The organism is Micromonospora sp. WMMD736 (assembly GCF_049179015.1).
Taxonomy (GTDB): Bacteria; Actinomycetota; Actinomycetes; order Mycobacteriales; family Micromonosporaceae; genus Micromonospora.
In genome coordinates this window covers 3894068-3920819 of the sequence record NZ_JBMHMI010000001.1, presented here as the reverse complement: position 1 = coordinate 3920819, position 26752 = coordinate 3894068, and the positions used below count along the sequence as shown (strand labels likewise).

Here is a 26752-nt window from a genome sequence, read left to right as displayed (position 1 = left end):
CGTCAGAGCACCTTGCCGGGGTTGAGCAGGCCGGCCGGGTCCAGCGCCGACTTGATCGCCTGGTGCACCCGGACGCCGACCGGGCCGATCTCCCGCGCCAACCAGTCCCGCTTGAGCAGGCCCACGCCGTGCTCACCGGTGCAGGTGCCGCCCAGGTCCAGGCCGAGGCGCATGATCTCGTCGAACGCCCGCCGACCTCGCTCCACGCTCGCCGGGTCGGCCCGGTCGACGACGATGTTCGGATGCATGTTGCCGTCCCCGGCGTGCCCCACCACGCCGATCGGCACCTCGCACTCCGCCGCGATCCGGGCTACCCCGTCGAGCAGCGCGGCGAGCGCACCGCGCGGCACCGCGACGTCGTCGATAACCAGGCCGCCGCTTCCACCGGGGTGGGTGTCGGCCGCGAACTTCTCCATCGCCGGATGGGCCAGCCGGCGGGCCTGCAACAACGCCGCCGCCTCCAGCGCGTCGGTGGCCGCGTAGACCTCCTCGGCGCCGGCCGTCTCGCACACCTGCGCCACGGCGGCCAGGTCGTCGGCCGCCCGGTCACCGGTGTCGGCGGCGGCCAGCAGCAGGGCCTGGGCGTCGGTCCGCAGACCCATCGGCCGGTACGCCTCGATCGCCCGCAGGTGGGTCTGGTCCAGCAACTCCAACAGGCTGGGGGTGAGGCCCCGCGCGGCGATCTGGGCCACCGCCGCACCCGCCGCCGCGGTGGATCCGAAGACCGCCACCAGGGTCAACGAGTCGGCCGGTGCGGGCCGCAGCGCCACCGTCACCTCGGTGATCACGCCGAGGGTGCCCTCCGAGCCGACGAAGAGCCGCGTCAGGTCGTAGCCCGCCACCCCCTTCGCGGTACGCCGGCCGGTGCGCAGCACCTCACCGGAGGCGAGCACCACCTCCAGGCCCAGCACGTACTCGGTGGTCACGCCGTACTTCACGCAGCACATGCCGCCCGCATTGGTGGCCACGTTGCCGCCGATCGTCGACGACTCCCAGGAGCCGGGATCCGGCGGGTACCAGAGTCCCTGCTTGGCGACCGCCTGCGCCAGCGCGGCGTTGACCACGCCCGGCTGGACTACCGCGATCCGGCTCACCGGGTCGATCTCCCGGATCTCGTCCATCGCGACGGTGCTGAGCACCACCGAACCGTCCACCGCGTTCGCCGCGCCGGCCAGCCCGGTCCGCGCGCCCTGCGGCACGACCGGTACGCCGTGCCGGGCCGCCGCCCGGACCACCGCGACCACCTGCTCGGTCGTCCGGGGACGGGTCACCACGAGGGGTACGCCGGCAGCGCAGAGGTCGGCCTCGTCGCGCTGGTGCACGCGCAGCAGGTCCGGGTCGGTGAGCACGGCGTTCTCGCCCAGGGCGGCGCGCAGGTCGTCGAGGAGTCCGGTGGGGGCCATGCCGCCGAGGCTAAGCCGTGTGTCAGCGGTCATCAACGCGGGTTAGCTTTGGCGACATGCTCTACCTGGACCGGCCTGCCTGGCCGTGGCGCGGTCGGCTCTGGTCGCACCTGATCAGCGACGTCTCCTACGCCGAGTTGCACGCCTTCGCCGAGACGTTGGGCGCACCCCGACGCGGCTTCGACCGGGACCACTACGACATCCCGGCCGATCGCTTCGCGGCGGCGGTGTGGCTCGGCGCGCGGGTGGTGCCGAGCCGGGAACTGGTCCGGCTGCTGCGCGACGCCGGTCTGCGCCGCCCGAAGCACCTCAACGATTCGCCGACCCGGTGAGAGTGGCCAGCTCACGACGGAGATTGTCGCGGGCCGGCACCTCCCACCGCTGCGCCAGCGGCGGCAGCCGGAACAGCGCGGGCAGCTCCAGCAGCCCGGTGAGGACGCCGGCCCGGCCGCTGCGGAAGGCCGGGTCGGGCACGTGCGCGTACTCCCGTCGGACGGCCGCCGCGTAGCGGTCGTAGACGGCCGGCGGGGCCGCCAGCACGGCGAGGTCGGCGTCGCAGAGCAGCGCGCCGTCGGAGTCCTCCGCCGACACCCGGTGCCCGGCCGTGAGCAGGACCAGTCGGCGGACCTCGGTCACCGCGGGCTCCGGCACCCCGAGCCCGGTGAGCAGGTTCCCGGCCAGTTCCGCGCTGTCCCGTTCGTTGGCTTCACCGGCGGCCCGGGGGTCGTAGACCGCGTCGTGGCACCAGGCCGCCAACCGGACCAGGTCGGGCCGCTCGGCCAGCCCGGCATGGCGGTCCACCACGTCGAGTACGGCGGTCAGGTGGGTGACGGTGTGGTAGTGCCGGTGCGGCTCCCGCCAGCGGGCGAGCAGCCGCTCACCGGTCACGGTCGCGTGCTCGTCCGGTCGTGCGCCGGCGCCGTGCGCCGCCGCCCGCCACCGCTCCAGCAGATCGGCCACCGCCCGAGTCTGCCGCATCCGCGCACACCGAACGCCTGCGGGAGGATTCAGCGGGTCTGCCACGGGTAGTCGCGCCCATGGCGGCGGCCCGGGACAAGAGACCTCCGGTGGTGCGGCGTGCGCCACTGCGCGACGGACTGGTGGACGTCGACGGGGCGCGCATCGCCGAGGCCACCGAGCAGCTCAAGCACCGCGGCCGGGCCACCCTGCACGACCGGCTGCACCGGGTGCGGATGGCCGGTGGGCTGGCGGTCCAGGCCGGCTTGGCGGCCGGCCTGGCGTACCTCGTCTCCCACAAGGTGCTCGGCAACCCGCAACCGGTCTTCGCGCCGATCTCCGCGGTCGGCACCCTGGCCGCCTCGGTGGGCCAGCGGTTCCGCCGGACCGTGGAGCTGATCGTCGGGGTGGGCGTCGGGGTGGCCGTCGGCGATCTGCTGATCTACTTCCTCGGCACCGGCGCCTGGCAGCTCGGGCTGGTGGTCACGGTGGCGATCCTGCTCACCATCTTCGCCGGGGCCAGCGTGGCCATCGTCATCCAGGCGGCGGCCACGGCGGTGCTGATCGTGACGCTGAGCCCGTCCACCCAGAACCTGGAGATCCCCCGCTTCGTCGACGCGTTCCTGGGCGGCGGCGTCGCGTTGCTGGTCACGGCGGTGCTGCTGCCGCTGAACCCGCTCCGGGTGATCAACCGGGCCGCCCGGCCCGCGTTGGACCTGCTCGCGGCGCAGCTCGACGCCACCGCCGACGGGTTACGCGGCCGGGACCGCGCCACCATCCAGCGGGCGCTGGAACGGCTGCGGGACAACAAGAACGAGCTGGCCACCCTGACCGAGGCGATCGAGGGCGCGAAGGAGACGGCCACCCTGTCACCGGCCCGTTGGCACCGCCGCGACGAACTCGTCCACTACGCGGAGGCCGCCGACCCGATCGACCGCGCGATGCGCAACTCCGGCACGCTGATCCGCCGGTCCGTCACCCTGATCGAGGACGACGAGCCGGTGCCCGACACCATGCCGGACGCGATCGGCCACCTCGCCGAGTCGGTCCGGCTGCTCAAACACGAGTTCGCGGCGGGGGAGGAGCCACAGAAGGCGCGGGAGCGGTCGCTGCGGGCCGTCAGCGAGGCCGGCCGCGCGTACGGGGCCGGCGTCGGCTTCTCCGGCAGCGTCGTGGTCGCCCAGATCCGTACCACGGCCAGCGACCTGCTGGTGGCCTCCGGCATCGAACAGGAGGAGGCGAACCGCTGCATCCGCACCTCCTTCGGGGACCAGGAGCGGCCGGTGGGTGAACCCGCCGAGCCGGGCGACGCGCCGAAGCCACCCACCGCCCCGCCGGTCGGCTGAACGCGGGGCTCAGGCCAACCCGGCGAGCGCCGTGAGCAGCCGGTCGACCTGGGCGGCGGTGCTGCCCAGACCGATGCTGGCACGCAGCGCGGTCGGCGGAAGGTCCTTCCGGCCGGTACGCGTGGCGGCCTCGTCGAGCAGCCGCCGGGCCAGCGGGTGGGCGCAGAACAACCCGTCCCGTACGCCGATGTGGTGCTCGGCGGCGAGCCGGGCGGCCACCGTGGCCGAGTCCTGACCGGCGACCACGAACGACACGATGCCGACCCGGGGCGCGTCCGGACCGAAGGTCCGCAACTCCACCACGTGCGGCAGGGCCGCGAGTCCGGCGCGTAGCCGGGCCAGCAACGCCTCCTCGCGGGCAGCGAGCGCGACCCGGTCGGCGTCGGTCAACGCCGCGCACACCGCCGCCAACGCCACCGCGCCGAGCAGGTTGGGGGTGCCGCCCTCGTGTCGGGCCGGGCCGGTCGCCCAGGTCACGTCGTGGGTGGCCGGCCCGACGTGGCTGGTCGCCCCGCCGCCGGCCAGGTAGGGCGGGGCGGCGTCCAGCCAGTCCGCCCGGCCGACGAGCACACCCGCGCCGAACGGGGCGTACAGCTTGTGGCCCGAGACGGCCAGGTAGTCCACGTCGAGCGCGTGCTTGTCGACCGGGGCGTGCGGGGCGAGCTGCGCCGCGTCGAGGACGATCCGGGCGCCGTGCCGGTGGGCCACCCGGGCCAGCTCGGCGACCGGCCACAGCTCACCGGTCACGTTGCTCGCCCCGGTCACCGCGACCAGCACCGGCAGCGCGGGGTTGCTGTCGCGGCGCAGTTCGGTCAGTGCGGCGGCGAGAGCGCGTACCGCCCCGGCCGGGTTGGCGGGCACCGGCAGGCGTACCGAGCCGCGCGGCCAGGGCAGCAGGTTCGCGTGGTGCTCACCGGCGAAGGTCACCACCGTCGTGCCGACCGGCAACGAGCGGGCCAGTAGGTTGAGCGCGTCCGTGGTGTTGCGGGTGAAGACCACGTGATCGTCCGCGCTCGCGCCGAAGAAGTCCCCGATCGTCTGCCGGGCCCGCTCGTACGCCAGCGTGCAGCGCCGCGACAGCGCTCCGGCGCCCCGGTGCACGCTGGCGTACCAGGGCAGCAGTTCGGTGACCGCGTCGGCCGCGGCCCGCGCGCACGGCGCGGTGGCCGCGTAGTCGAGGTTGATCTCGCCGGGTACGCCCAGCACGTCGAGCGCCGCCGACCGCGGCGACGCGACGGCGGGCAGGCTGGGCAGCGAGGGTACGAGGGTGACGGACACGCCGGAACCTCCGGGGTCAGGGACCCCGGGTGTGCTGTCGGGACGGGGTCCGCGCTTGCCCAGCACGCCGATCGGGCTGGGCCCGGTCATCACCCGGGGCACCCCACCGCGAACTCGACGAGGGTTGCCGGCCAGCAAGCCGGGGCTTGACGCTGGCGCTCGTGACCTGCGGGCAGCATAGCGGCTGTGGATGCGGCCGGACCAGCCGGCGGGGGATGGCTACGCTGACCGCATGGCCGACACCCCGCCCGGTGCCCCCCTGCCGTCGCCGCCGCACCCGCCGGCGGCCCCGCCCGTCGGCGGGTCACCCGGGATCCCGCCGCGCCGCTTCGGCTGGCTGCGGTTCGTGGTGCTGGCCGCGGTGGTGCTGCTCATCGCCGCGTGCGCGGTCTTCATGGTCATCACGCTCGGTCAGTCGCTGGGGCTCAACGCGCTGCTCATCGGGGTGGGCGCCGCGATCCTGCCGGTGCCGGTGCTGGTCGCCTGCTTCCTCTGGCTCGACCGGTACGAACCGGAACCCCTGAAATACCTGATCTTCTGCTTCGCCTGGGGTGCGTTCGTCTCCACCGCCGCCTCGCTGAACGTGAACGAGTTCGCCGCCGGGCGGTTCGCCGACTGGGGGCTGCCGGAGGCGCTCACCGCCGTGCTGGTGGCGCCGTTCATCGAGGAGTTGACCAAGGCGCTCGGCCCGATCCTGCTGCTGCTGTTCCGGCGGCGGGAGTGGTCCGGGATCACCGACGGCCTGGTCTACTGCGGGCTCTCCGCGGTCGGTTTCGCCATGGTGGAGAACATCCTCTACCTGGGCGGGTACGGCTACGCGGCCGGCGCCGACCGGTACGGCCCGGCGACCGGCACCCAGCAGGTGATCGCCATCTTCATCGTGCGGATCCTGCTGTTCGGGTTCGCCCATCCCCTCTTCACCTCGATGACCGGTCTGGGGCTCGGCGTGGCCTCCCGGAGCGCCGACCGGCGGGTGCGGGTGCTGGCCCCGATCGCCGGCCTGCTGCTCGCGATGATGCTGCACGGCACGTGGAACCTGCTGCCCACGCTCACCCAGGCCACCGGCGAGGCGGTGATCATGCTGTACGGCTTCCTGGGCCTGATGGTGCCGGTCTTCTTCGGCACCGTCGGGCTGGCCGTGTGGCTGCGCGCCTGGGAGGGGCGGCTCACCGAGCGGACGCTGCCGGACTACGTACGCGCCGGCTGGTTGAGCCCGCCCGAGGTGGCCGCCCTCAGCAGCCTGGGTCGTCGGCACGCCGCCCGGACCTGGGCACGGCGGGTCGCGGGCGATGCCGGGGTGCGGGCGATGCGCGGTTACCAGCTCGCGGCGACCCGGCTGGCCCTGCTGCGCGACGGGTCGCTGCGTGGTCTGGACCGTAAGCCGGCCGACCGGGACCGGACCGCCGTCGAGGAGCGGCAGCTCCTGGAGGCGATCACCGCGTACCGGTCGTACTTCGTGGGCCGTGACCCGCAGGCCCCGGCCGGTGTCTGGGACGGCAGCCAGTACCACCTGCGCTTTCCCGACGGCACGCAGCGATCGGTGTCCGCGCCCGACGAGCCGGTGGTGCCCATCCCGGTGGTGCTCGCGCCGCCGCCCTCGGTCGGCTATCCGCCGGCCGGCTGGCAGGGTCTGCGCCCCGCCGCGCCGTGGCCGCCCGGTAACGCCTGAGCGCGGCGGGCGTTACCGGCGCGGCCGACGGGGTCAGGTCATCAGGGTGGTGAGGAAGTCGCCGAGTCCTTGGGCCATGGCGACCAACGCCGCGCCGATCGCCTTGAACATCTGCGCCGCGCCGTCCGGCCGGAACGCCATGAAGTAGATCAGAAAAGCGACGCTGCCCCAGGTCAGCAGTTTCTTTACGAATACCGGCATCGTCCCTCCCCAGGGCCACGGTCGCCGGCTGGCTTCCCGTCGTACGGTCCGACAAACGGCGCGGCCGGGCCCGGGGAGGTCTACAGGTAGAGGCCGGTGGAGTCGTTCTCCACCCGTTCGGCGGCGACGGCGTGCACGTCGCGCTCGCGCAGCAGCACGTACCCGCGGCCGTGCAACTCGACCTCGGAGCGGTCGTCGGGGTCGAAGAGCACCCGGTCGCCGGAGACGATGGCGCGGACGTTCGGCCCCACACCCACGGCGGTGGCCCACGCGAGGCGCTTGCCGACCGCTGCGGTCGCCGGGATGACGATGCCAGCGGTGGAACGACGCTCGCCCTCGCTGCCCTCCATCCGCACCAGCACGCGGTCGTGCAGCAGGCGGATCGGCAGGCCGGAGTCGAGATCCTGGTCGGCGGTCACGGGGCAGACGCTACCGTGTCGCAGGTGACCGGCCGCCGGTGGTTACGCCCATGGTCGTGCGGGCATTGTGTGGCGGAACTGCCCTACCGTGTCGGGAACGGACGTATGCTGTCCGACCTGTCGCCGTGGGCGGACGATTCTTTCGCCAGGAGGTGCGCTTGAGCCGCTTCGAGCGGGTACGCGGGCGGCTGCGCCGCGCCTACCAGTCAGGACAGCAGTCGGTTCGCGCCGCCCAGGAGACGCCGAGCGACGCCCCGGAGTCGCCTGGAATCGCCTCGCCGGCCGTCCCCGGTCCCGCCGCCCCGGCGAAGGCCACGGTCGTCGGCGCGGAGCCGCCGGTGGACCTGCACACCTCGACGTCCAGCCGGGACGACGCCGACGTGCCACACGGCCTGCGGATCGCCGCCGCCTGGTGCTGGCGGTTGATCGTGATCGGCGTGGTGGCCTGGGCGTTGCTCCGGATCGTCGGCACGGTCCGGATCGTGATCATCCCGTTGGCCATCGCGTTGCTGCTCTCGGCCCTGCTCGCCCCGGCCGTGGGGTGGCTGCTGCGGGCCCGGCTGCCCCGTTCGATGGCGACGGCCGTGGTGCTGGTCGGCGGCCTGGCGGCCGTCATCGGCACGCTGACCCTGGTGGTCAACGAGTTCATCCAGGGTGTGCCGGAGCTGAGCGAAAAGTCGTCGCAGGGCGTGCGGCAGATTCAGAACTGGCTGAAGACGGGTCCGTTGCACCTGTCCGACACGCAGCTCGACCGCTACATCGACGAGGCGCAGGGCTGGATCAACGACAACACCTCGAAGTTCACCAGCGGCGCGCTGAGCACCGCGGCGACGCTGGCGGAGGTGCTGACCGGCACGCTGCTGGTGCTGTTCGCGACGTTCTTCTTCCTGCGTGACGGCAACCGGATCTGGCGGTTCCTCGTCCGGCTGCTGCCGGTGGCCGCCCGCTGGAAGGTCGACGACGCCGGGCGGGCCGCCTGGCAGACCCTCGTCGCGTACGTCCGCGCGACCGTGCTCGTGGCCTTCATCGACGCCGTCGGCATCGGCATCTTCCTGGTCATCTTCGACGTGCCGTTCGCCTTCCCGCTGGCCGCCCTGGTGTTCCTCGGCGCGTTCATCCCGATCGTCGGCGCGGCGCTCTCCGGCGGTGTCGCCGTGTTGGTGGCACTCGTCGACAGCGGCCCGGTCACGGCGCTGATCATCCTGGGCGCGGTGATCGGTGTGCAGCAGGTCGAGGGGCACGTGCTCCAGCCCCTCATCATGGGTCGGGCGGTGGCCATCCACCCGCTCGCGGTGATCATCGGGATCGCGGCCGGCGTGGTGCTCGCGGGCATCACCGGCGCGTTGGTCTCCGTGCCACTGATCGCGGTGCTGAACACCGCGGTACGCCGACTGGCCGCCCGCACGGTCCCCGACACCCCACCCGACGCCGTGGTAGTAGCCTCCCAAGCCCCCTGACCCTCCCACCCCCACCCCGGCCCCCGGCCCCCGCCCCCGCTCCTGATCCCGCGATCTTGCACTTTCGGTGGCGACAAATGGTGCCGAACCGCCCAAGTCGGCAACCGAAACTGCAAGATCGGCGCGGGCGCGGGCGCGGGCGCGGGGGTGCTGGGGTGGGTTAGGTCTTGGCTAGGCGTTCCAGGGCGCCTCGGGCTACCTCGGGGCGGGTCGTGTACCAGAACGGGGGGAGGGACCGGCGTAGGAACGGGCCGTAGCCCCGGGCCGTTTCCAGGCGCGAGTCGAGCACCGCGACGACCCCCTTGTCGCCGGTGGCCCGGATCAGCCGGCCCACGCCCTGCGCCAGCCGTACCGCGGCGATCGGCACGCTGACCGCCGCGAAGCCGGAGCCGCCGCCCGCGTCCACGGCGGCCGCGCGGGCCGCCGCCAGCGGCTCGTCGGGCCGGGGGAAGGGCAGCCGGTCGATGACCACGAGCTGGCAGGCGTCGCCGGGCACGTCCACCCCCTGCCAGAGCGACATCACTCCGAAGAGGCAGCTCGACCGCTCCTCACGGAACCGGCGGACCAGCAGCGGCAGCGCCTCCTCGCCCTGCAACAACACCGGCAGGTCGGTCCGCGCGCGCAGCAGCTCCGCCGCCTGCGTCGCGGCCCGTCGGGAGGAGAAGAGCCCGAGGGTACGACCACCGAGCGCCTCGACGAGCCCGAGCAGCTCCGCACCGGCGGCGTCGGGCAGCCCGGACACGCTGGGCCGGGGCAGGTGCGCGGCGACGTACAGGATGCCCTGTCGTGCGTAGTCGAACGGCGAGCCCACGTCGAGCGACCGCCAGCCCGGGCCCTCGGTGGCCGGGACGGTGGCGGCGTCGGCCAGCCGGCGACCCGGTGTCTCGGCGGCCGGGCGGCCCGCGCCCGTGCGGGCGGCCAGCGAGGCGGCGGCCGGCGATGCGGGGACCGGTGGCGCGTCCAGGCCGAGGGCGCGGGCCACGGTGTCGAACCGGCCACCGAGCGCCAGGGTTGCCGAGGTGGCGACCACGGTGCGTTCGTCGTACAGGTGGGCGGCGAGGGTGCCGGCGACCGACAGTGGCGCGACCACGAGGGCCCGCCGGTTGCCGCTGTCGTTCTTCTCCACCCAGGCCACGTCGTGGTCGGCCTCTTCGAGGAGCCGCTGGGCGGTGGTGGAGAGGTCGTCCATCGCGGCCTTGGCCTGCTGCTTACGGACCGGGTCGGGGTCGTCGGACTTGATGTCGCCGATGGCGTCCAGGGCGGCGCGGGTGGCCGAGTCGAGCAGGGTGCACGCCTCGCGCAGCGGTGTCGGCAGACCGGCGGTGAGGCGACCGGCCGGCGCCTCGGCCAGCCCGACGGCGAGGGCGTCACCGGCGGCGGTGAGCGCGTCGGCCGTCTCCGGCCGGAGCAGCGTGCGGGCACGTTTGGTGGACCGGTCGATCATCTCCGGCACCAGCTCGGCCTGGGCGGCGGAGGAGACCCGGTCGGCCAGCTCGTGCGCCTCGTCGACGATCAGCAGCTTGTGCGGCGGGACGATGTGCCGGTCGGCCAGCATGTCCACCGCGAGGAGGCTGTGGTTTGTCACCACGATGTCGGCCTCGCGGGCGCGGGCCCGGGACGCCTCGGCGAAGCACTCCGCCCCGAACGGGCAGCGGGTCGCGCCGACGCACTCCCGCGACGGCATGGAGACCAGTCGCCACGCCTGGTCGTCGACGCCCGGGTCCAGCTCGTCGCGGTCGCCGGTGTCGGTCTTCTCGGCCCAGTCACGCAGGCGCTCGATCTGCTTGCCGATCCGGCCGGCCTCGCCGAGCCACTTCGTGCCGCCGCCGGGGCGGGCGGCCGGGGCGTCGAAGAGGGTGTCCTCCGGTTCGTCGGCCGTGGAGTTGTCCAGTCGGGCCAGGCAGAGATAGTGGTGGCGACCCTTGAGCACCGCGAACGTGGGCCGGCGACCGAGCAGCGGCTCGACCGCGTCGGCCAGTCGGGGCAGGTCGTGGTCGACGAGTTGGGACTGCAACGCCAGCGTGGCCGTGGAGACCACCACCGGACCGTCCACGGTGAGGGCGGGCGCGAGGTAGGCCAGGGACTTTCCGGTGCCGGTGCCCGCCTGCACGAGCAGGTGCTCGCCGCTGGTCACGCACTCCTCGATGGCGGTGGTCATCTGCTGCTGGCCGGGGCGTGCCGTGCCACCGGGGACCGCGCCGACCGCCGCCGCGAGCAGCTCCGTGCCGCTGGGACGGGCGCCCCGCCGCCGGCCCGCGCCACGGGCCGAGGGGGTGGCGGAACCGGTGGCGGTGCGGGGCGGAGTCACCGTGCGACGGTACCCGCCGCCGCCGACACCGCCCGCGCCCATCCGCCCGCGTGGCGGATACCCATCCGTCGACCTCGCTGGCCGGTGCCGTCCGGTTACGGCGGCACTACGACGTGTGGGCGCTATCGGTTAGGGTGCGAATCATGCCGAGCGACGTAGTCCGAGTGATCTACCGCAAGTACGACGGCAGCGCGCACCGCGACTACCCGGCCCGCCGTCTCACCGAGGACGATCTCGGCGTCTGGCTCGGCGTTCCGTTCGGCACCGAGTCGGTCTACCACGGCCGGCCGTCGGTGGAGAAGATCCCCTTCGTCCTGCTGGTGCCGCACCACGCGTGGTGGACGTGCATGTTCAACCCCCCGCCGCGCACCAGCGAGGTCTACTGCGACATCGCCACCCCGGCCCGTTGGGAGTCCGACGACACCGTCCATCTGATCGATCTCGACCTGGACGTGGTCCGTCGGCGTGCTACCGGCCTGGTGGAGTTGCTGGACGAGGACGAGTTCGCCGAGCACCGGGCCCGCTTCGGCTACCCGGACGACGTGGTGGTCGAGGCCGAGGCGGCGGCCCGGTGGTTGTACGGCGCGCTCGGCGACGGCACGGAGCCGTTCGCCACCTCGTACCGCAAGTGGTTGGCCCTGGTGGTCTGAGCCGGCGTCGCGCCTCGCCGGGCGGATGGCGCGCGGGTGGGCGATGATCCTCGGATGAGCGAACCCCGGCAAGAGCAGGACGGCCAGATCGTGGCGCCGCAGGGTGGGTCCGTGCGGGACCTGTTGCGGGTCACCGCGCCGGTTGATCTCGCCGCGATCGATCCCCGGTCCACGCCCGGCCTGCCGGCCGCCGAGGAGATGGGCGAACGCCGCAAGAGCTGGGCCCGGGCGCAGGTGGAACTGATCGGCGAGGAGTTGGGCCGTCAGCAGGAGATGCTGTTCGCCATGGCGAAGGCCGGGTCGACGCACCCGGCGCGGCGGGTGCTGCTGGTGCTCCAGGCCATGGACTGCGGCGGCAAGGACGGCACGATCAAGCGGGTGGCGGGCGCGATGAACCCGCTGGGCCTGCACATCCGCTCGTTCGGGCCGCCGACCGAGGAGGAATTGCGACACGACTTCCTCTGGCGGATCCGCCGGGAGCTGCCGCCGGCCGGGTACGTGGGCATGTTCAACCGGTCGCACTACGAGGACGTGCTGATCGCCCGGGTCGGCGCGCTGGTGCCGGAGGCGATCTGGCGGGCCCGCTACGACGAGATCAACTCCTTCGAGCGGGAGCTGACCGACGATGGGGTGACCCTGATCAAGGTGATGCTGCACATCTCGTACGCCGAGCAGGGCGAGCGGCTGCTGGAACGGCTCACGGACCCGCGTAAGCACTGGAAGTACAACCCGTCGGACGTCGACTCCCGGTCGCACTGGGACGACTACCAGGCCGCGTACGCCGAGGCTCTGAGCCGGTGCGGCACGGACGCCGCGCCGTGGTTCGTGGTGCCGGCGGACCGCAAGTGGTACCGGGACTGGGCGGTGGCCCATCTGCTCCGGGAGACGTTCGACACGCTGCGTCTGGGGTATCCGCCTGCGGATTTCGACGTGGCGCACGAGCGCGATCGGTTGGCCGCTGGGGGAGCGGGGACGGTTGGGACGCCGGAGGTGAACACTAGGTGAACGGCCGGTGAATGTGGTCCGACCAGGGGTGGGCCGGCGAATTCGCGGTTCCGGCGTTTCCTAGCATTCACCGAGCGGACGCCCACGGACGCCGCCACCCTTCCACCGACGCGACGAGGTCTGTGCTGTGAAGTTTTCCTTCCGCCCCACCGAGGGCGCCTTCTACGAGCTCTTCACCAGGGCCGCGCAGAACCTGGTCCGGGGCACCACGCTGCTGAACGAACTGGCCCTGCCCGGCGTCGACGTGCAGTCGGTCAGCGAGCGGCTGACCGAGGTCGAGCACGACAGCGACCAGATCACGCACGACCTCTACAAGAAGATCAACTCGACCTTCATCACGCCGTTCGACCGGGAGGACATCTACCGGCTCGGCTCGCTGCTCGACGACGTGATGGACCACCTGGAGGCGGTCGGCGACCTGCTCTACCTGTACGGGCTGACCGAGCTGCCGGCGCTGCCCCGCGAGCTGCACGAGATGGTCAACGTGCTCGACCAGCAGGCCAAGCTGACGGCCGAGGCGATGCCCAGGCTCCAGTCGATGAAGGACCTCGAGGACTACTGGATCGAGTGCAACCGGCTGGAGAACGAGGGCGACCGGATCAACCGGCAGCTCCTCGTCCGACTCTTCTCCGGCGAGTACGACGCGTTGACGGTGCTGAAGATGAAGGAGGTCGCCGACGAGCTGGAAGCCGCCTGCGACGCCTTCGAGCACGTGGCCAACACCGTCGAGACCATCGCGGTCAAGGAGTCCTGAACCGGTGACTCCCGAACTCATCGCCGTACTGGCGGTGATCGCGGTGGCCCTGGCGTTCGACTACACCAACGGCTTCCACGACGCCGCCAACGCGATCGCGACAAGCGTCTCGACCCGCGCGCTGACCCCCCGGATCGCCCTCGGCCTCGCCGCGGTCGGCAACTTCATCGGCGCCCACTTCGGCGCCGGGGTCGCCAAGACCGTCGGCGACGGCCTGGTCACCCTCCCCACGGGCGTGAGCAGCCTCGGGGTGGTCTTCGCCGGGGTGCTCGGGGCCATCGCCTGGAACCTGATCACCTGGTACTTCGGCCTGCCGTCGTCGTCCTCGCACGCGCTCTTCGGCGGCCTGGTCGGCGCGACCCTGCTGTCCACCGGCGGCATCGTGCAGTGGGGCAACATCGGCGAGAAGATCATCCTGCCGATGGTGCTCTCGCCGATCGTCGGCCTCACCCTCGGTTACCTGCTGATGCTGGCGATCCTCTGGCTGTTCCGCAAGGGGCAGCCGGGCAAGCTCAACCGGGGTTTCCGCCACGCGCAGACCGTGTCCGCGGCCGCCATGTCCGTCGGTCACGGCATGCAGGACGCCGCCAAGACGATGGGCATCGTGGTCCTGGCGCTCTACACCGGCGGCTTCCAGGAGAGCAAGACGCACATCCCGGGCTGGGTCTTCTGGACCTCGGCCACCATGCTGGCCCTCGGCACGTACGCCGGTGGTTGGCGGATCATCCGTACCCTCGGTCGTAAGATCATCGACCTCGGGCCGCCGGAGGGCTTCGCCGCCGAGACGGTGGCCAGCGCGGTGCTCTACTTCAACGCCCTGGTGCTCAAGGCCCCGATCTCCACCACCCACACGATCACCTCGGCGATCATGGGCGTGGGCGCGACCAAGCGACTCTCGGCTGTTCGGTGGAACGTCGCCGGCAACATCGTGATCGCCTGGGTCATCACGTTCCCGGCGGCCGCGCTGATCGCCTGTGTCACCTACCTGCTGGTCCGGCCGCTGTTCGGCTGACCGGTTCCGGTGCACGGAACGGCCCCCGAATGTCCGGGGGCCGTTTCGCGCATCACTCGTAGCGCACGCCGATCTGCTCGCGGACCGTGTCCAGCAGCGCCATCACCTCCAGGGTCGTGGCGTGCGGCACCACCGGGCTCTCGGTCAGCCCGGCGGCCAGGCAGCGCTGCACCTCGATCGCCTCGTACTGGTAGCCGTTGCCGGCCTCCTCGGCGGTGATCGTCTCGGGCTCGGCACCGTCCCGGTACAGGGTCAGCGAGGCCGGCCGGAAGAACGGCTCCGGCAGGTCGATGCGGCCGGTGCTGCCGGTGATCGAGGCGGCCAACGTGCTCGCCCCGATCATGCCGCAGCTCAGCGTGGCCACCGCCCCGCTGTCGTACCCAAGGAGGATGCCGGTGTTCTCGTCGGTGCCCTCCGGGCCCAGGTGCGCCCAGGAACGGATGTGCTGCGGCACGCCCAGCAGCAGGTGCGCCAGGCTGATCGGGTAGATCCCCAGGTCGAGCAGCGCGCCCCCGCCGAGCTTCGGGTTGCGCATCCGGTGCTCCGGCGGGAACGGTCCGGCCACCCCGAAGTCGGCCCGCACGTTGCGTACCGTGCCGATGGCGCCGTCCGCGACGAGCTGGACCACCCGCTGGATGATCGGGTTGGTCCGCATCCACATGGCCTCCATGAGGAAGACCCCGGCGGCGCGGGCGGTGTCCACCAGCTCGGTGCTGGTGGTCAGGTCGAGGGTGAACGGCTTCTCCAACAGCACCGCGCGGCCGGCGGTCAGGCAGGTCAGCGCCGCCTCGTGGTGCGCGGCGTGCGGAGTGGCCACGTAGATCACGTCGACCTCGGGGTCGGCGGCCAGCTCCACCCAGGAGCCGTACGCCCGCTGCGCGCCGTACGTGTCCGCGAACCGCCGCGCGCTGTCGGCGGAGCGGGAGCCGACCGCGACCAGTTCGGCGTCCGGCACCAGCCGGAGGTCTTCGGCGAAACGGCTGGCGATGTGGCCGGTGGCCAGGATGCCCCAACGAGTCATGCCCGAACGCTAACCGAGCCAGCTGAACGGCTCGCTGCCGGCCAGATCGCGGTGATTGGGTGGCGAAGAGTCCGGGGTGCTAACCAGCCGCAGACGCGTTGGTGGGCGCGCCACGGAGGGCGGGAGTGTTCGGCAGGCGGAGGCAGAATGCCAGGCCCAGGCCGGAGCAGACGAAGAACGCCACCCAGCGGACGCCATCCGACAGGATGGCGAACAGCGCAGGCAAGATCGTGAGCAGCAACCGTGCCAGGATCCGGTTACGCAGCCCGGTTGCCGAGATCGCCGCGATCAATCCTGAGCTGGCCATCCACGCTGCGGAGCCATAGCACGGCACAGTGAGTGCGACCGCGCCGAAGAGTCCGGCGATATCGATCGCGTCGCCCGTTGAGAACTGGTCAACCAGGGTAAGGGCCGCGATCGTCAGTGAGAGCACTGCCAGGCTGATCGGCCCGTTCCAGAGAAACCAGGCGATCCCCCAGCCGGACCCAGTTTCACGAACCGTCTCTGTCTCCACCAGCCCACCCTCAACCAGTCGCTGATCCCCTTCCGGCAAAGTGACACGGTCGAATCGCGAACAGCAAGTGCGCGTGATGAAGCGCTCGTTGGCCCTGCTCAGCCGTGAAGCTCGGGCCTGCTGGGCGAGTACCGGCGCTTCGTGGGCTGGGCGCGCGCCCGGTAGCGCCACCTGCGGCAACTAGGCTCGCGGGCATGACGATCGACAGCGACGGGTTCCCCGCACCGGCCGCCCTGGTCGAGCACGCCCGCCGGTTCCAGGCCGAGGGCGGCACCCCGGCGGTGCCGCGGGTCGCGGCCACGGTGTTGCTGCTGCGTCCGACCGACACCGACTTCGAGGTGTACGTCATCCGCCGCGTCGCGGCGATGACCTTCGGCGGGATGTATGCCTTCCCGGGCGGCGGTGTCGACCGCTCCGACTCGGAGGCACACCTCGGGTGGGCCGGCCCGACGCCGACCCAGTGGGCGGGCCGGCTCGGGGTGGCACCGGACGCCGCCCAGGCGATCGTCTGCGCCGCCGCTCGGGAGGTCTTCGAGGAGGCGGGCGTGCTGCTCGCCGGACCCGACCCGGCGACGGTGGTGGGTGATGTCAGCGACGACGGCTGGGAGGCGGCCCGGCAGGACCTGGAAGGGCGTCGGCTGGGCTTTGCCGCCCTGCTCGCCGATCGTCGACTCACGCTCCGGTCGGACCTGCTGCTGCCGTGGAGCCGGTGGATCACTCCGGAGTTCGAGCCGCGCCGCTTCGACACGTACTTCTTCGTGGCCCTGCTGCCGGCAGGACAGCGGACCCGCGACGTCTCCGGCGAGGCCGACCACACCCTGTGGATTCCGCCGGCGGACGCGCTGGCCCGCGCCGAGGCGGGCGAGCTGACCATGCTGCCACCGACCCTGGTCACCCTCGCTGAGGTGGCAGCGGCCGGTGACCTGGCCGCGGTGGCGCAGGCCGCAGCTGACCGGGACGCCGCCACCCCGATCACCCCGCGCCTGGACACCCCCCCGAACGGCGAGCCGCGCTTCGTCCTCGCCTGATCGCGCCCCGCGTCCACCTACGACCGCCACACGGCTTCGCCCGCGCCCGCTGCGCCACACGGCTTCGCCCGCGCCCGCTGCGCCGCCGCGTCCGCGCAAGATCGCGCTCGATCCCTGATGTAGTGGCCTCGTTGTGCGCAGGCGGCCACTACATCCATGTTCCAGCGCGATCTTGGACGCGATCGGGCAGAGACGCCCTCGGGAACGGCGTCGGCGCCCACGCCTGAGGGCGGGGCGCCGACGGTCGGGCGTGGTCGGCTCAGCCGAAGCGGCCGGTGATGTAGTCCTCGGTCTTCTTCACGCTCGGGTTGCTGAAGATCTTCTGCGTGTTGTCGTACTCGATGAGGCGGCCCGGGTCGCCGGTCTTCTCGATCGAGAAGAAGGCGGTCCGGTCCGACACACGGGCGGCCTGCTGCATGTTGTGCGTCACGATGATGATCGTGAACTTGTCCTTGAGCTGGAACATCAGGTCCTCGATGGCCAGCGTGGAGATCGGGTCCAGGGCCGAGCAGGGCTCGTCCATCAGGACGACCTGCGGCTCGACCGCGATGGTCCGGGCGATGCAGAGCCGCTGCTGCTGACCGCCGGAGAGGCCCGCGCCGGGCTTGCCGAGGCGGTCCTTGACCTCGTCCCACAGGTTCGCCGAGCGCAGCGCCTTCTCGGCGGCCTCGTCCAGGATCGACTTCTTGCGGACGCCGTTGAGCTTCAGCCCGGCCACCACGTTCTCGAAGATGCTCATGGTGGGGAACGGGTTCGGCCGCTGGAAGACCATGCCGATCATGCGCCGGACCGCGGTGACGTCCACGTCCCGGTCGTAGATGTCCTGGTCGTCGACGGTCAGGCTGCCCTCGACGCGGGCGCCCGGCAGCACCTCGTGCATCCGGTTGATCGACCGCAGGAAGGTGGACTTGCCGCAACCGGACGGGCCGATCAGGGCGGTGACCGTCTTCGGCTCGACGGTCAGGTTGATGTTCTCGATCGCCTTGAAACCGCCGTAGTAGGCGGTGACGTTCGAGGCTTCGACGCGCTTGGCCATGGTGGTACCTCCGGGGTTCATCGGCTGAGCCGGTTGCGACGGGCCAGCAACTTCGCCGCGATCGTCAGGATGAGCACGAGGGCGACCAGGGTGAGTGCCGCGGTCCACGCCCGTGCCGGCGCGTACTTCGACGCGTCGCCGGCCTGCTGGTAGACGAAGAGGGACAGCGACGACTGGTTGTTCTCGAAGGGGTTGGTGTTGATCGCGGCGCCACCGCCGGCGACCAGCAGCACCGGCGCGGTCTCGCCGGCCGCGCGGGCGATCGCGAGCATGACGCCGGTGACGATGCCGGGCAGCGCCGTCGGCAGGACCACCCGCAGGATGGTCTTCCACTTGGGTACGCCGAGCGCGTACGCGCCCTCGCGCAGCGGCGGCGGGACGAGGCGGAGCATCTCCTCGGTGGACCGCACGATGGTCGGGAGCATGAGCACGCTCAGGGCGAGCGCGGCGGCGAAGCCGGAGAAGCTGGGCCGGCCGTCGTTGAACCACGGCGACACGATCAGCACCCAGAACGCCAGCACGAAGAGGCCGGAGACGATCGACGGGATGCCCGTCATGACGTCCACGAAGAAGCGGATCGCGAAGGCGAACCGGCCCCGCCCGTACTCGACGATGTAGATGGCGCAGAGGATGCCGAGCGGGACGGTGATCAGGGTGGCGATGCCGACCTGCTCCAGCGTGCCGACGATCGCGTGGTACGCGCCACCGTTGGCGTCCCGGGCCCCGATGTTGTTCATCGAGGTCTGGAAGAAGTTGCCGTCGAACCGCTCGGTGCCCTTGCTGACGAGCGTCCAGACGACCGAGACGAGCGGCAGCACCGCGAGCACGAACGCGGAGTGGATCAGCGCGCTCCAGGTGCGGTTGCGGGCGGACCGACGGCCCTCGACCACGTTGGCCGCGGCGAAGAGCCCGGCCAGGTAGAGGATCGCGCCGAGAACGACGACGAGGACCGGGCCGCCGATGCCGGCGCCGTAGACGATCACGGCGGAGAGCGCGAGGGCCGCCACGGCGATGGCCGGTGCGGCGTACCAGGGCAGCCGCCTGGCCCGCAGCGAGGCGGGCTGGGCCGGCGGCCGGGTGCGGTGGGAGGTGACGGTTGTGGTCATGCGGCCGACTCCGTGAACTCCCGGCGGCGGTAGATGATCGCCCGCGCCGTGATGTTGACGATCAGCGTGATGGTGAAGAGCACCAGTCCGGAGGCGATGAGCGCGCCCCGACCGGTCTCGTTCGCCTCGCCGAACGCGTTGGCGATGTTGGCGGCGATGGTGTTGCCGCCGTTCTGGATCAGGTTGAACGAGATGTTGAAGGTGATGCCGAGGGTCAGCGCCAGCGCGATGGTCTCGCCGAGCGCCCGGCCGAGGCCGAGCATCACCGCGGCGATGATGCCGGGGCGGCCGTAGGGGAGGACCGCGGTGCGGAGCATCTCCCAGCGGGTGGCGCCCAGGGCGAGGGCGGCCTCCTCGTTGGCGGTCGGCGTCTGGAGGAACACCTCACGGGAGAGCGAGGTGATGATCGGCAGCACCATGATCGCCAGCACCAGGGCGCCCAACATGACGGACGCGCCGAACGGGCCGTCCCCGCCGAAGAGCGGGATCCAGCTGAAGTGCTCGTTCAGCCAGACCGAGAAGTCCCGGACCGGGTTGCTGAAGACGTCCCGCCCCCAGAGGCCGAAGACCACGCTCGGCACGGCGGCCAGCAGATCGACCAGGAAGCCGAGCGTGGTGCCCAGCCGCCGGGGTGCGTAGTGCGAGAGGTAGAGCGCGATGCCCAGCGCCACCGGCACCGCGATGAGCAGCGCGAGGGCGGAGCTGAGCACAGTGCCGAAGGCGAGCGCGCCGATGCCGAACTTCGGTTGGGTCTCGTTGGGGGACCAGCCCTCGTAGGTCCAGAAGTTCTCGGTGTTGGCGCGCAGGGCCGGCACCGCCTTGGCGACCAGGAAGATCGCGATGGCGGCGATGATGACCAGAACGGCGGTGCCGGCGGCCAGTGTGAGGCCACGGAAGGCCCGCTCGGCGCCGAACTTGCGGCTGCGCGGCAGCGCGCCGCCGCCGCCCAGCCCGGCGCCGCCCGGGGAACGGGTGCTGACTGGTGCCTCGGCCACACGCGCCGAGGCACCGGCGGGCCACTCGTGACTCTCGGTCACGCGCGTCCCGCCGGTGCCGGCGTCGGCCGAGCGGTGAGGGGTTTCACCCATCTGCTCGCTCGATTCGGTTGCGGAGGTGGTGGGTTCGGGTCAGGAGAGGTTCTTGACCGCGGTCTCGACCTTGGTGCGGACCGTCTCCGGCAGCGGGGCGTAGCCGAGGTCGGTCAGGGAGTTCTGGCCCTCGGCGCTGGCGGCGTAGCCCAGCAGACCCTTGACCAGCTTCAGCTTGTCGGCGGCGAGGCCCTTGCTGCAGACGATCTCGTACGTCGCCAGGACGATCGGGTAGGCCCCGGCCTCCTTGGTGTTGTAGTCGATCTTCAGCTTGAGGTCGTCGCCCTGGCCCTCGACGGCCGCGCCCGCGATGGTCTTGCCAGCCGCCTCGGCGGTCAGCGCCGCGAACTCGCCGTTGCCGTTACCGATCTTCGACATCTTCAGGCCGGCGTTCTCGGCGAACGACCACTCCATGTAGCCGATGGAGCCGTCGGCGCCCTTGACCCGGCTGGCCACGCCGTCCGAGCCCTTGGCGCCGGTGCCACCCGGGGCCTTCCACGCCTTGGCGTTGCTGAAGGTCCAGTCGCTCTCGGCGGTCTTCGAGAGGAACTTGGTGAAGTTGTCGGTGGTGCCCGACTCGTCCGAGCGGTGGACGGTCTGGATGGTGGTCGCCGGGAGGGTCGCGCCCGGGTTGTCGGCCTTGATGGCCGCGTCGTCCCACTTGGTCACCTTGCCGGCGAAGATCTTCGCCAGGGTGGCCGGCTTGAGCTGGAGGTTGTCCACGCCGCTGACGTTGTAGGCGACGGCCACCGGGCCGATGACCATCGGCAGGTGGATGGCCTTGCCGCCGGCGCACTTGGCGTCGGCCTGCGGCTGCTCCTCCGGCTTGAGCGCCGAGTCGGAGCCCGCGAAGTCGGCGGTCCCGGCGATGAACGCCTGGATGCCGGCGCCCGAGCCGGAAGCCTCGTAGTTGATGGTCGTGCCAGCACACTTCTGCTGGTACGCCTTGATCCACTCGGCCATGGCGTTCTTCTGGGCCGACGAGCCCTGGGCGTTGACCGTGCCGGTACCGCAGTCGACCGCGGCGGCGGAGCCCGAGGCGCTGGCGCCGGAAGTGGGCTCGTTGTTGTCCGAGCCGCATGCACTGAGGCCGAGCGTCGCGGCAAGAGCGAGGCAGGCAATAGTGCCGTACCGCTGGAGCTTCACCTGAGGGGTTTCCCTTCGCGTCTGACTTGGCGCCCCGATCCCGGGGCCCGAGGACCGGCACTGACCGGCTGACACGAAAGTTAGAAGTGCCAGGTAGCCGGTTCGCCGGTCGCAAATGAACGCGAGGTGAACAGGTACGGCCCCTGAGGTGACCGCTCGCTGAGGGTGAGTTGTCCGTTAAGTGAACCGGGGCACTTCAGTGCCCGTTGCTGTTCAGCCGAGGTGGTAGTTGATGTGCGCGGACCACCGGGCGAAGCCCACCCGCTCGTACAGCGCGACGGCACCGGTGTTCGAGTCGTCGACGTAGAGCATCACCCGGTCCAGGCCCCGCCTGTCCCGCAGGTAGGCGAGCCCTGCCGTGGTCAGCGCCCGGCCCAGGCCGCCGCCGTGCGCAGTGGGCTCCACCCCGAGCACGTACACCTCACCGATCCGGGCGGAGCCGGGCCGCTCGTGCACCTTCGTCCAGTGGAAGCCGAGCAGGCGACCGGTCGAGGTCTCCTCGGCGAGCAGGAAGCCGGCCGGGTCGAACCACGGCTCGGCGAGGCGGACCCGCAGGTCGTCCGGGGTCCACCGACCCTGCTCGGGGTGCTCGGCGAAGGCCCGCGCGTTCAGGGCCAGCCACGCCGTGTCGTCCGCCCCCGGCCGGAACGCGCGCAGCGCCACCCCGTCGGGCAGGCGCGGCTCGCCCAGTGGAGCCGCCAACGGCCGGCGGAGCTGCCAGAGCACCCGCGCCCGGGCGAAACCCAGGTCCACGGCGAGCGCCGCCGCCGACGGGTGGTCGCCGTGCGCCCACGCCCGCAGCGGCCCGGTCGCCGAGGCCAGCACCCCCCGGGCCAGCGCCCGACCGGTGCCACGCCGCCGGTACGCCGGGTGCACCACCAATTCGACACCGATCCCGCTTACCGGGTCGGTGGTGTCCAGGTGCGCGTACCCGGTCAGTGTGCCGTCGTCGGCGCGGGCGAGCAGGTGTACGGCCGGAGCGTCCGGGTCGCGCAGGCGGAGCAGGGTGTGCTCGTCCAGCGGGTCCGCGCCGTCGGTGTCGCCCGCCGTACGGGCCAGGGCCAGTACGCCGGCGATCTCCGTGGGGGACAGTCGGTCGGTCCGGGTGACCTGGTCGCTGGTCGGTTCCGCGCTGCTCATCCCGTCACCGTAACCGTTGCCTCCGGCGCGTCCCCGACGGTCGCCCGACGTGGCGTGCTCAGGTCACGTGGGGTCGGTGGGCAGCGCCTCCAGCTCGTACCGCGCGGTGAGGTCGGGCAGGATCCGGCGCAGCGCGTCGACCGTGCCCTGCCGGTCACCGCCGGCGTCGTGCATGAGGACGACCGCGCCGGGCTGCGCCTGCGTCAGCACCGTTGTGGCGATCTTGTTGGCGCCGGGCGTCTGCCAGTCCGACGGGTCGACCGACCAGTGCAGCGGGGTCATGCCGAGTTGCCGGGACACCGATACCACCGGGTAGGTCCAGGCACCGCCGGGTTGGCGGTACCAGACGATCGGGGCATCCGGCACCGCTGACCGGATGGCCTCGTTGGTGCGGATCAGGTCGGCACGGATCTGGTCGGCGGACCGGTTGCCCAGCGAGACGTCGTGGTGCCAGGAGTGGTTGCAGAGCGTGTGGCCGTCCGCCACGATCGCCTGGATCAGGTCGGGGTGGTCCTGGGCGTTCTCGCCCACCACGCAGAACGTGGCCTTGACGTCGTACTCGCGCAGCAGGGCGAGGACCTGCGGGGTGTAGCGCGGGTCCGGCCCGTCGTCGAACGTCAGCGCGAGTCGGGCGGTGCCGGTGTCCGTGTGGGCGCCGAACAGCTTGTCGCCCCCGGTGTCCTGACCGGTGCCCTCCTGGCTGGCCTCAGCCGGTCCGGCGGCGCTCTGACTGGTGCTCGGGTGTTCGGTCGACGGCTGTTCGGGAGGCTGGTCGGCGTAGTGGGGCCCGTTGGCGTCGGTGGTGACGCCCGTGGCGTGCTGCCGGGTCTGGTCCGGGACGAGGCTGCGGCCCAGCACGTACGCGGAGCCGAGCAGCGCCGCCACCACCACTGTCACGATCCCTGCCGCGCGTGCGGTCGAGTTGACCCGCGTCACGGCTTGCCCCCGGTCGGCCGGAGCCGCCGGCCCGTCGCCCCCGTGTCACCTGCGCGCACCCCTACCCCCTTTTGCAGCAAACCCGGCAGTCAGGATATGACCGCCAAGCTGCGCAAAAGGGGCATATGGGGAATCGGGCATAGCTAGACGGGCAGTGGCGCGTGCTCCGCCTCGGGCAGGGAACGCGACGGGGGCACGACGAACTTGTAACCCACCTGGCGGACCGTGCCGATCATCGACTCGTACTCCGAGCCGAGCTTGGCGCGCAGGCGTCGGACGTGCACGTCCACCGTCCGGGTGCCGCCGAAGTAGTCGTACCCCCAGACCTCGCGCAGCAGCTGGTCGCGGGTGAACACCCGGCCCGGGTGCTGGGCCAGGAACTTCAGCAGCTCGAACTCCTTGTAGGTGAGGTCGAGCGGGCGGCCCTTGAGCTTCGCCGCGTACGTGTCCGGGTCGATGGTGAGTTCCCCGGCCCGGATCGAGCCGCCGGCACCGGCGGTCGCGTTGCTCAGCCGCCCGACCGCGAGCCGCAGCCGGGCTTCGACCTCGGCGGGGCCGGCCGAGGCGAGGATGACGTCGTCGACGCCCCAGTCCGCGTTGAGCGCGATCAGGCCGGCCTCGGTGACCACCGCGACCAGCGGCACCCCGAGCCCGGTGGCGTGCAGCATCCGGCAGGTCGCCCGGGCCTCGCTCAACTCCGACCGGGCGTCCACGAGCACCGCGTCGGGGCTGGGCCCGGCAACCAGGGTGCGGACGTCGCGCGGCGCGGTACGCACCGAGTGCGGCAGCAGGTCGAGAGCCGGCAACACAGCCGACGGTTCGCCCGCGCGCGCGGTCACCAACAGCAGGATCTCCACGATCACCTCCGTCCCGGCGGCGCATCGCCGCACGCGACCAGACACACTCGTGAGGGAGTGCGCTGAGAAATTGCGTGGTCCCGGCGTCGCTGACGGGCGGGTAACGCGTTGAGCGTAACCGATCGCCTCGGCTGCACCGTCAGGCCATTTCCCGTTTGTCTAGCTTGCCCCTGATCGTGGCACAGGTTTTAACGTTGCTGAAACCCGCGACCACTGCACCGGGCGGTCGATCTGGCACGATCGGGGCGTGTTTCCCTCCACCTCGCCCGATGCCGGCCGCGACTCGTGGACCGACGGACCCCGTCCAGGTCCCGGCGCTCCGACCCGTGGCCACCCGCCCGCGCCGCGCACCGGACCGGCCGTCGCCGACGGCGAGCGCCGTGAACGTGGACCGCGCCGGGCCCGCCGTGCCGGAGAGCCGGCCCGTCGTACCGAGGAGGAGACCGACGAGCCGGAGGATGAGGTCGTCCCCCCGGTCGAGGTGCACCGCCCGCTGGCGCTGACCATCGCCGGCTTCGCCGCCCTGCTCGGCGTGGGACTGGTGCTCGGCGCGCAGACGTCGGGCCCGGGCCACCGACTGCCGTTCGCCGTCATCGTCTTCGGCGTCCAACTGCTGTTCGTGCTCGCCTGGACGATGGCCATGCGCCCACCGGCGTTGCTGCTGGTCGGCGGGGTGAGCGCGGCCGTAGCCGCAGCCGCCGACGTCGCCGCCGTCCGGAGTGACATCGCCGGCCTGGCACCGCTCGGCTACCTGGCCGTCGGCGGCTTCCTCGCCGCCGTGCTCGGCCAACTGGTCCGCCGGGTCGACCGGGTCCGGGTCACCGACTCCCTCGGCGCCACGCTGCTCATCGTGGTCGGTGTCGTGGCCTTCGGCACCCTGATCGTGCTCAGCCGCATCCCCGCCGGCACCCAGGCGATCACCGTCTGCCTGACCGCGAGCGGCGTCGCGCTCACCGTCGCCCGGCTCACCGACGCGGTACTGCCGTGGCCCCGGCTGGCCCCGCAGGTGCCCCGGGGCGCGGCCGGCGTCGTCGGCGGCGCGATGGTGGGCACGCTGGTCAGCGCACTGCTCGGCGGCTATCTGGTGACACCCTTCACCCCGACCAGGGCCGCGGTGATCGGCCTGGTCGCGGCCGTCACCGCCGTCCTCACCGACCTCGCGGTGGGGTACGCGGAGGCGGGCCGCCTGATGGCCGGCGAGCCGCCCACCATGTGGGTCGCCCGGCACATGCAGGGGCCCCTCGGCGGGTTCGCCCTGGCTGCGCCTGCCGCGTACGCCATGTGCATGCTCTTCCTCTGAGCCCACGGTTGAGGTCGGTGCCGCTCGGGTACCTACGGGTGCGCCGCGCTGCGGCACCGGTTCGGACGACCCGCCGTGTCGCGGCGGGCGGAGACAGGAGGCGGCGTGGCCCAGGAGTATCCGGTCGACGACGACCAGCAGGCCCGGCCCCGACGGCGCGGACGCAAGCTGCTCATCGGCCTGGTCGTCCTGCTCCTCGTGGTGGCGGGCCTGCTGGTGGTCGCCGACCGGGTGGCGGTCGGGGTGGCCGAGCGGCTCATCGCCGAACGGGTCAGCCAGGAGATCAGCAACCAGGGCGCGCAGTCCGCGCCGCCCGACGTCGAGGTCGGTGGGATGCCGTTCCTCACCCAGGTGCTCGACGGGCGGTACGAGCGGATCTCCATCTCGCTGCGGGACGTGCAGGCCTCGGTCGAGGGTGACGCCGTACGGCTGCCGGTGCTGGACGTCGACGCCCGCAACGTGCGGGCGTCGCTGGACACGCTGCGGACCGGGCAAGGCGACGTCGTGGCCGACACGGTCGACGGCACCGGCACGATCAGCTACGAGAGCCTCGCCGCGCTGCTGAAGCGACCCGGCCTCACCCTCGGCGAGCAGGGCGGCAAGCTGGCGGTCAGCGCCCCGGTCGACATCCTCGGCACGAAGTTCACGGTAGCCGGCACCGCCGACGTCACCGTCGCCAAGAACGGCGCGGTCGCCCTGCGCTTCAACGACCTCGACGCCGCCGGGCTGCCGAACCTGCCGCTGGCCCGCACACTCCTCAGCAACTACGCCAAGAGCATCTCCATCGACGTGCCGCTGCCCGACCTGCCGTTCCAACTCGCGGTCCGGAAGGTCCAGCCGCTGCCCGAAGGGCTGGCGGTCACCGCCGACGCGAAGAACGTACCGATCAACTCCGTCAGCTGACTGGCGCGTCAACAGTCCGGGCCACTGGGACACCACAGTGGCCCGGCAGCCTGACGATTCCCGGATGGTGGTCGGCACGGTGGCAGCCCTCCGGATCGCTGGTAGGCTGCCTGACCATGGGGACCCACCTCACCAAACGGCGCGCGGTCGACCTGTGCCGCGTGGCCACCTGCCTGTGTCGCCCTGTCATCTGACGGCGGGGCTGTCTTCGGCCGCCT

General features: G+C 72.1%; 27 protein-coding genes and 1 riboswitch. Of the genes, 12 read left to right on the top strand and 15 right to left on the bottom strand.

Translation table 11 applies throughout. The features are described 5' to 3' along the window. Positions 1 to 2: 2 nt before the first annotated feature. Positions 3 to 1403 (bottom strand): FAD-binding oxidoreductase, encoded by a 1401-nt coding sequence (locus ACN269_RS17450; RefSeq protein ID WP_421473425.1) that lies wholly within the window; start codon positions 1401 to 1403, stop codon positions 3 to 5. A gap of 56 nt (positions 1404 to 1459) precedes the next feature. Between ACN269_RS17450 and ACN269_RS17445 the strand changes: the two genes are divergently transcribed. Further along, complete coding sequence (locus ACN269_RS17445; protein WP_421473424.1) at positions 1460 to 1735, top strand: DUF4031 domain-containing protein; 276 nt, start codon at positions 1460 to 1462, stop codon at positions 1733 to 1735. Here ACN269_RS17445 and ACN269_RS17440 read toward each other — a convergent pair. Further along, the gene (locus ACN269_RS17440; protein WP_421473423.1) at positions 1713 to 2363 is read right to left on the bottom strand and encodes a metal-dependent phosphohydrolase; all 651 of its coding nucleotides are present in this window, start codon (positions 2361 to 2363) and stop codon (positions 1713 to 1715) included. The genes ACN269_RS17445 and ACN269_RS17440 overlap by 23 nt on opposite strands. A 77-nt stretch (positions 2364 to 2440) precedes the next feature. Here ACN269_RS17440 and ACN269_RS17435 point away from each other — a divergent pair, with 77 nt between their 5' ends. After that, positions 2441 to 3706 (top strand): FUSC family protein, encoded by a 1266-nt coding sequence (locus ACN269_RS17435; RefSeq protein ID WP_421473422.1) that lies wholly within the window; start codon positions 2441 to 2443, stop codon positions 3704 to 3706. A gap of 9 nt (positions 3707 to 3715) precedes the next feature. Here the strand turns inward: ACN269_RS17435 and ACN269_RS17430 are convergent, their stop codons facing one another. Beyond that, the gene (locus ACN269_RS17430; protein ID WP_421476390.1) at positions 3716 to 4951 is read right to left on the bottom strand and encodes an aminotransferase class V-fold PLP-dependent enzyme; all 1236 of its coding nucleotides are present in this window, start codon (positions 4949 to 4951) and stop codon (positions 3716 to 3718) included. Positions 4952 to 5030: 79 nt separating this feature from the next. Next, positions 5031 to 5151: riboswitch (SAM riboswitch) on the bottom strand. Between the two features lie 23 nt (positions 5152 to 5174). Between ACN269_RS17430 and ACN269_RS17425 the strand changes: the two genes are divergently transcribed. Next, a complete protein-coding gene (locus ACN269_RS17425) occupies positions 5175 to 6653 on the top strand; it encodes a PrsW family intramembrane metalloprotease (RefSeq protein ID WP_421473421.1) in 1479 nt (492 codons plus the stop codon). 33 nt (positions 6654 to 6686) lie between these two features. Here the strand turns inward: ACN269_RS17425 and ACN269_RS17420 are convergent, their stop codons facing one another. Together ACN269_RS17420 and ACN269_RS17415 are read right to left on the bottom strand one after the other, a co-directional pair. Beyond that, entirely contained in the window at positions 6687 to 6854 is a 168-nt protein-coding gene (locus ACN269_RS17420; protein ID WP_192580151.1) for a hypothetical protein, read from the bottom strand. Between the two features lie 80 nt (positions 6855 to 6934). Next, positions 6935 to 7273, bottom strand: coding sequence for a GroES family chaperonin (locus tag ACN269_RS17415; RefSeq protein WP_421473420.1), 339 nt, complete (start codon positions 7271 to 7273; stop codon positions 6935 to 6937). 158 nt (positions 7274 to 7431) lie between these two features. Here ACN269_RS17415 and ACN269_RS17410 point away from each other — a divergent pair, with 158 nt between their 5' ends. Beyond that, positions 7432 to 8730: an AI-2E family transporter gene (locus ACN269_RS17410; protein ID WP_421473419.1), complete on the top strand. Its 1299-nt coding sequence runs from the start codon at positions 7432 to 7434 to the stop codon at positions 8728 to 8730. Positions 8731 to 8890: 160 nt separating this feature from the next. On the opposite strand, the gene ACN269_RS17405 is transcribed toward ACN269_RS17410, so the two are convergent. Further along, positions 8891 to 11080 (bottom strand): ATP-dependent DNA helicase, encoded by a 2190-nt coding sequence (locus tag ACN269_RS17405; protein ID WP_421473418.1) that lies wholly within the window; start codon positions 11078 to 11080, stop codon positions 8891 to 8893. A gap of 101 nt (positions 11081 to 11181) precedes the next feature. Between ACN269_RS17405 and ACN269_RS17400 the strand changes: the two genes are divergently transcribed. The 4 genes from ACN269_RS17400 (at position 11182) to ACN269_RS17385 (ending at position 14459) form a co-directional block, all read left to right on the top strand. Next, on the top strand, positions 11182 to 11688 hold the full coding sequence (locus tag ACN269_RS17400) for a DUF402 domain-containing protein (RefSeq protein ID WP_421473417.1): 507 nt from the start codon (positions 11182 to 11184) through the stop codon (positions 11686 to 11688). 54 nt (positions 11689 to 11742) lie between these two features. Further along, positions 11743 to 12693, top strand: a complete 951-nt coding sequence (locus tag ACN269_RS17395; protein WP_421473416.1) for a PPK2 family polyphosphate kinase — start codon at positions 11743 to 11745, stop codon at positions 12691 to 12693. Between the two features lie 127 nt (positions 12694 to 12820). Then, positions 12821 to 13447 carry a DUF47 domain-containing protein gene (locus ACN269_RS17390; protein WP_355050883.1) on the top strand — a complete coding sequence of 209 codons (627 nt, stop codon included), beginning with the start codon at positions 12821 to 12823 and terminating at the stop codon, positions 13445 to 13447. A 4-nt stretch (positions 13448 to 13451) separates the two neighbouring features. Continuing rightward, positions 13452 to 14459 (top strand): inorganic phosphate transporter, encoded by a 1008-nt coding sequence (locus ACN269_RS17385; RefSeq protein ID WP_421473415.1) that lies wholly within the window; start codon positions 13452 to 13454, stop codon positions 14457 to 14459. A 52-nt stretch (positions 14460 to 14511) separates the two neighbouring features. Here ACN269_RS17385 and ACN269_RS17380 read toward each other — a convergent pair whose 3' ends face one another. Next, the gene (locus ACN269_RS17380; protein ID WP_421473414.1) at positions 14512 to 15480 is read right to left on the bottom strand and encodes a Gfo/Idh/MocA family protein; all 969 of its coding nucleotides are present in this window, start codon (positions 15478 to 15480) and stop codon (positions 14512 to 14514) included. 79 nt (positions 15481 to 15559) lie between these two features. Beyond that, a complete protein-coding gene (locus tag ACN269_RS17375) occupies positions 15560 to 15994 on the bottom strand; it encodes a hypothetical protein (protein WP_421473413.1) in 435 nt (144 codons plus the stop codon). A 194-nt stretch (positions 15995 to 16188) separates the two neighbouring features. Here ACN269_RS17375 and ACN269_RS17370 point away from each other — a divergent pair, with 194 nt between their 5' ends. Continuing rightward, positions 16189 to 17022 (top strand): NUDIX hydrolase, encoded by an 834-nt coding sequence (locus ACN269_RS17370; protein WP_421473412.1) that lies wholly within the window; start codon positions 16189 to 16191, stop codon positions 17020 to 17022. 259 nt (positions 17023 to 17281) lie between these two features. On the opposite strand, the gene pstB is transcribed toward ACN269_RS17370, so the two are convergent. The 7 genes from pstB to ACN269_RS17335 form a co-directional block, all read right to left on the bottom strand. Then, positions 17282 to 18058 carry a phosphate ABC transporter ATP-binding protein PstB gene (pstB, locus tag ACN269_RS17365; RefSeq protein WP_421473411.1) on the bottom strand — a complete coding sequence of 259 codons (777 nt, stop codon included), beginning with the start codon at positions 18056 to 18058 and terminating at the stop codon, positions 17282 to 17284. Positions 18059 to 18075: 17 nt separating this feature from the next. Further along, positions 18076 to 19164, bottom strand: coding sequence for a phosphate ABC transporter permease PstA (pstA, locus tag ACN269_RS17360; protein WP_421473410.1), 1089 nt, complete (start codon positions 19162 to 19164; stop codon positions 18076 to 18078). Continuing rightward, positions 19161 to 20252, bottom strand: a complete 1092-nt coding sequence (gene pstC / locus ACN269_RS17355) for a phosphate ABC transporter permease subunit PstC (protein ID WP_421473409.1) — start codon at positions 20250 to 20252, stop codon at positions 19161 to 19163. Before pstC ends, pstA begins: the two co-directional genes overlap by 4 nt. 39 nt (positions 20253 to 20291) lie before the next feature. Continuing rightward, positions 20292 to 21398: a phosphate ABC transporter substrate-binding protein PstS gene (gene pstS, locus ACN269_RS17350; RefSeq protein WP_421473408.1), complete on the bottom strand. Its 1107-nt coding sequence runs from the start codon at positions 21396 to 21398 to the stop codon at positions 20292 to 20294. A gap of 213 nt (positions 21399 to 21611) precedes the next feature. Further along, positions 21612 to 22538: a mycothiol synthase gene (gene mshD, locus ACN269_RS17345; protein ID WP_421473407.1), complete on the bottom strand. Its 927-nt coding sequence runs from the start codon at positions 22536 to 22538 to the stop codon at positions 21612 to 21614. A 63-nt stretch (positions 22539 to 22601) separates the two neighbouring features. Next, on the bottom strand, positions 22602 to 23474 hold the full coding sequence (locus ACN269_RS17340; protein WP_421473406.1) for a polysaccharide deacetylase family protein: 873 nt from the start codon (positions 23472 to 23474) through the stop codon (positions 22602 to 22604). A 143-nt stretch (positions 23475 to 23617) separates the two neighbouring features. Continuing rightward, positions 23618 to 24337: a winged helix-turn-helix transcriptional regulator gene (locus ACN269_RS17335; protein ID WP_179781168.1), complete on the bottom strand. Its 720-nt coding sequence runs from the start codon at positions 24335 to 24337 to the stop codon at positions 23618 to 23620. A 241-nt stretch (positions 24338 to 24578) separates the two neighbouring features. Here ACN269_RS17335 and ACN269_RS17330 point away from each other — a divergent pair, with 241 nt between their 5' ends. From ACN269_RS17330 to ACN269_RS17320, 3 genes are all read left to right on the top strand, one after another. Then, positions 24579 to 25631 (top strand): hypothetical protein, encoded by a 1053-nt coding sequence (locus tag ACN269_RS17330; RefSeq protein WP_421473405.1) that lies wholly within the window; start codon positions 24579 to 24581, stop codon positions 25629 to 25631. A gap of 105 nt (positions 25632 to 25736) precedes the next feature. Then, the gene (locus ACN269_RS17325; RefSeq protein WP_421473404.1) at positions 25737 to 26534 is read left to right on the top strand and encodes a DUF2993 domain-containing protein; all 798 of its coding nucleotides are present in this window, start codon (positions 25737 to 25739) and stop codon (positions 26532 to 26534) included. A 116-nt stretch (positions 26535 to 26650) separates the two neighbouring features. Next, positions 26651 to 26728: an Ms5788A family Cys-rich leader peptide gene (locus ACN269_RS17320; RefSeq protein ID WP_310503780.1), complete on the top strand. Its 78-nt coding sequence runs from the start codon at positions 26651 to 26653 to the stop codon at positions 26726 to 26728. Positions 26729 to 26752 lie beyond the last annotated feature (24 nt).